At 35.0% G+C, this 4483-nt stretch carries 4 protein-coding genes; 1 reads left to right on the forward strand and 3 read right to left on the reverse strand.

Going from position 1 to position 4483, the window contains the following annotated elements; genetic code table 11:
- Positions 1–159: 159 nt before the first annotated feature.
- From V6256_RS14965 to V6256_RS14975, 3 genes are all read right to left on the reverse strand, one after another.
- Complete coding sequence (locus V6256_RS14965) at positions 160–789, reverse strand: flavin prenyltransferase UbiX (protein ID WP_341599072.1); 630 nt, start codon at positions 787–789, stop codon at positions 160–162.
- A 7-nt stretch (positions 790–796) separates the two neighbouring features.
- Entirely contained in the window at positions 797–2137 is a 1341-nt protein-coding gene (gene mpl / locus V6256_RS14970; protein WP_341599073.1) for a UDP-N-acetylmuramate:L-alanyl-gamma-D-glutamyl-meso-diaminopimelate ligase, read from the reverse strand.
- A gap of 142 nt (positions 2138–2279) precedes the next feature.
- Positions 2280–3197, reverse strand: coding sequence for a manganese-dependent inorganic pyrophosphatase (locus V6256_RS14975; RefSeq protein WP_341599074.1), 918 nt, complete (start codon positions 3195–3197; stop codon positions 2280–2282).
- A 448-nt stretch (positions 3198–3645) separates the two neighbouring features.
- Here V6256_RS14975 and queC point away from each other — a divergent pair, with 448 nt between their 5' ends.
- The gene (queC, locus tag V6256_RS14980; RefSeq protein ID WP_341599075.1) at positions 3646–4308 is read left to right on the forward strand and encodes a 7-cyano-7-deazaguanine synthase QueC; all 663 of its coding nucleotides are present in this window, start codon (positions 3646–3648) and stop codon (positions 4306–4308) included.
- Positions 4309–4483 lie beyond the last annotated feature (175 nt).

The raw sequence follows: 4483 nt of genomic DNA on the forward strand, positions 1-4483 counted from the left end.
ACTCGCTGGGTAACTTGCGTTCCGTCCCGTGTCTGTGGATGCGCATTATAGGGATTCAGATCACATTGGCAAGCGTTTTATTGTAATTAAATGGTTATTTTTAAAATTAATTTTAATTCGTTTAAATAACCATCAAATAACGTTGTTTTTGTTTGTTTTTTACTCGCACCAACGTTTACTGGTTTGGTGATCTATCTTTAAATGATCCATCACTCTTGCAACCATAAAGTCTTGCAACTCTAAAATAGTTGTTGGTTTATGATAAAAACCAGGTGCTAATGGCATAACAGTTGCCCCTAGTTCGGACAATGTCAGCATATTCTTTAAATGCAACGTAGAAAATGGTGTTTCTCTTGGCATAATAATGAGCTGCCCTCTTTCTTTAAAGATGACATCTGCAGCTCTTTCAATCAGGTTATTCGATAAACCTTGAGAAATAGAAGCCAGTGTTCCACAACTACATGGGCAAACCACCATTTTCTTAGGCGCAGAAGAACCTGAAGCAACAGGAGAAAACCAATCTTTTGCAGCTAGCGCAACAATCTGTCCGTTTTTAGTATTAAAACGAGAAACTAAAAACGTATTCAATACTTCAATATCGCTAGGCCAATCTTCATCAACTTCGGTTTTTAATACTATTTGTGCCGCTTCAGATAATATTAGATAGACTTTAACGTTACTATCTACCATTGCCTGCAATAACTGTAAAAAGTAACCACTACCGGAAGCACCTGTTACAGCTAATGTGACTATATCTGTATATTGTTCATCTTCATTTCTTAATTGCATTGTCTTCCTATAATTTATTTAATAGTTTTTCATGAATATTGCCAAAACCACCATTACTCATAATTAAGATATGATCATTAGGCTTTGCTTCATTAACTAATGTTTCAACTAAGCTATCGATATCGCTTTCAGTGTGTATGCTTTTATTTTTTTCATCAAATAACGTTTTCATTGACCAACTAATATTTTTATCTTCAAAACCATAAACAATATCAGCAACATCTAATGAGTTAACTAAAGCATCTTTTAATACGCCTAACTTCATTGTGTTAGAACGAGGCTCTAACACAGCGATAATTCTTTCTTTACCGACTTTGGCACGTAAACCATCTAAAGTTGTTTTTATTGCTGTTGGGTGATGAGCAAAATCATCATAAACAGTAATATTATTTACTTTACCTTTTATCTCCATGCGACGTTTGATGCTTTTGAATTCAGCTAATGCGGCAACCGCAACTTCTGGCGTAACACCTACATGACGAGCTGCTGCTATCGCTGCTAATGCATTCTTAATATTATGGTCTCCCATCAAAGACCAGTTTACTTGTCCTTGATGATGATTATTTAAATATACATCGAATACACTACCGTCTTCTTTAACTTTAGCGTCAGACCAGTTTTCACCAATATACTCAACCTCACTCCAACAGCCCATATCTTTTACTGACATCAATGCTTCATCCTGATTTGGAATAAACACACGGCCTGTACTTGGTACGGTTCTCATTAAATGATGAAACTGTTTTTTAATGGCATTTAGATCATCAAAAATATCAGCGTGATCAAACTCAAGATTATTTAAAACCAATGTACGTGGGTGGTAATGTACAAATTTAGAGCGCTTATCAAAAAAAGCACTATCATATTCGTCTGCTTCAATCACAAAGAAAGGCGTTTCACCAAGGCGCGCAGATAAACCAAAGTTTTCTGGAACACCGCCGATTAAAAAACCAGGTTGCATATTCGCGTATTCTAAAATCCACGCCAACATGCTTGATGTTGATGTTTTCCCATGTGTACCAGCCACTGCTAATACCCACTTATCTTTCAATACATGCTCTAACAACCATTGAGGACCTGAAATATAAGGTAACTGCTTGTCTAATACGGCCTCTACACAGGGGTTACCTCTACTCATGGCATTACCAATCACCACTAAATCAGGTTTGTTATCTAACTGACTAGGGTCGAAGCCCTGAATGAGTTCAATCCCTTGCTCTTCGAGCTGAGTGCTCATTGGTGGGTATACGTTACTATCAGAGCCTGTTACCTTATAACCTAAAGATTTAGCAAGAATAGCAACACCGCCCATGAATGTGCCACAAATACCAAGTATATGAATATGCATAAAACCCCAATACTAAATAAAATAAAAACGTAAGTTATACCTGAATCTTTAAATAGAACCAATAAAAAAGGCGAGACTGATAATTAGCCTCGCCTTTTGTAAACAATAAAAGGGATATTTAAACGATATTAATCGCTTTTAACTAACCTTCAAATGCATTTTGTAAAAATGGAATAATTTGTTTTTTACGACTTACTACGCCTGGTAAATCAAAAGTATTGTTCGCAACACTACTATTAAGTGATTTTGCTACTTTATCTGCATCTTTAGAAACGATGATTGCCACAGTGTCTAACTTGTTGATGTCAGTTAGTAACACAATTGTAGAATGGTAACCTTTAGCTGCTTGTAGTTTTTCCATTTCAGCCAACATATCATCTTTCTTCGTTAATGCTGTATCTAAAGACGTTAATTCTAATTGGCCAATAGCAAGTTTTTCACCTGCCATTTCAAATACCTTTTGATCACGTAAGATTAACTCAGCAGCCGGTACACTTTTAATGTCTGATTTCGCTTCAAACTGTGCTTCAGCAAATGCTTGAATATCTTCAACACCTGCAATTTCAGCCAATTCTTTAGCAGCAACAACGTCAATATCTGTACAAGTTGGACCTTGGAAGTTTACTGTATCTGAAATAATCGCGCCCATCATCATTTTTGCAACTGGTGCATCAGGAGTGTGATTATTAAACTTATACATGTTGTAAACAATTGTTGCGCTACAGCCAACAGGCCAAATCCAACACTCTAGCGGCGCTGAAGTCGTAATGTCACCTAGTTTATGGTGATCAACAATACCTAAGATATGTGCTTTTTTCATATCTTCAGTACCTTGACCCCAGTCAGAGTAATCTACAATGAAAATTTCTTCACCAGCAACTTCAGTACGAATTTCTGGCTGTGGTAAACCTGATTGCTCTAATAAAAATAATGCTTCAGGATTTGGTTCGCCTTGTAAAGCTGGTGTTGCAGTTTTACCCATTTTATTAAATAAACTAGCAAGGCCTATCGCACTACACAAGCTATCACAATCGGGGTTTTGGTGTCCTAATACAATCATCGTTTTGTCCACTATGTTAATAAATTAATTTTGCCGAGCAGAATACCTGATCCTACTGCTTTTTTTAAGTATAAATTTTTATACTAATAAAGATAACTACAATCGAGCTTCATATATTCAGCACATCATCATAAATGATAGGATTGATAAGGTAACTTCCCTTAAAACAATGCTTATCTATCACCATATTCATAATGCCAACTATATATGAAACGCTTTATTGACTAATTATACACCAAGCAGCAAAAAATATAATATAGCGATATAGCCAACAATCACTTTAAGCTTTAAAGAGATAGCATTTCATTAAATAATGCATTTAATTGCACACTTATAATATCTATTCGTTTACTATTATAAAGTTCTATGTGTGGCTGCATTGTATCTTAAGCAAATATATTATTTTGCAAGCTCCCTCATAAATAATTAAACAATGGAAATATTAAAAATGAGCCAAAAAGTAGTCGTTATTTACTCTGGTGGTATGGATTCTTATACCGTATTACATAAAGCAATTGAAGAAGGGTTAACTCCATTCGCATTAACCTTTGATTATGGTCAGCGTCATGTGAAGGAAATTGAAGTAGCAAGTGAAGTCTGTAAAGAATTAAATATTAATCATAAGATTATAGACATTACTGCAATTAATCAGTTAATCGGCGGCTCTTCTTTAACAGATACGAGTATTGAAGTAGCAACAGGCGATTACGATAATGACAATATGGTTAATACTGTTGTCCCTAATCGTAATATGATCTTACTTTCATTAGCTATTGGTTATGCCGTTTCAATTGGTGCAGATAAAGTCTATTACGGAGCGCATTCCGGAGATCACGAAATATACCCAGATTGCCGCCCTATTTTTGTTGAAAAAATGAATGAAGTCGCTGCGGTTGCTAATTATGAAAAAACTGAAATTTATTCTCCATATTTGAAGAGTAATAAAATTGGCATTTTAAAAGACGGTATAAGAATGGGCTTAGACTATAGTAAAACTTGGACTTGTTACAATGGGCGTGAAAAAGCATGTGGTTTATGCGGAAGCTGTATTGAACGATTAGAAGCTTTTAAAGAAAATGGGTTAAGTGATCCAATTGCATACGAAGTCTAAAAATACAGATAATAATATCAAAGCTGGATTCAGTTATTGAATAGATTATTAACCTAACATTACACTTCCTCATTTTAATAAGAGGGAGTTTAATGTTATATAACGCTAAAAAAAGTTTTGAACGACCCTGTAAATAACTCTGTGTAACTGCGGTTTTTAAATGTAATCTTTAAGG

Source organism: Psychromonas aquatilis, from assembly GCF_038155185.1.
GTDB lineage: Bacteria > Pseudomonadota > Gammaproteobacteria > Enterobacterales > Psychromonadaceae > Psychromonas > Psychromonas aquatilis.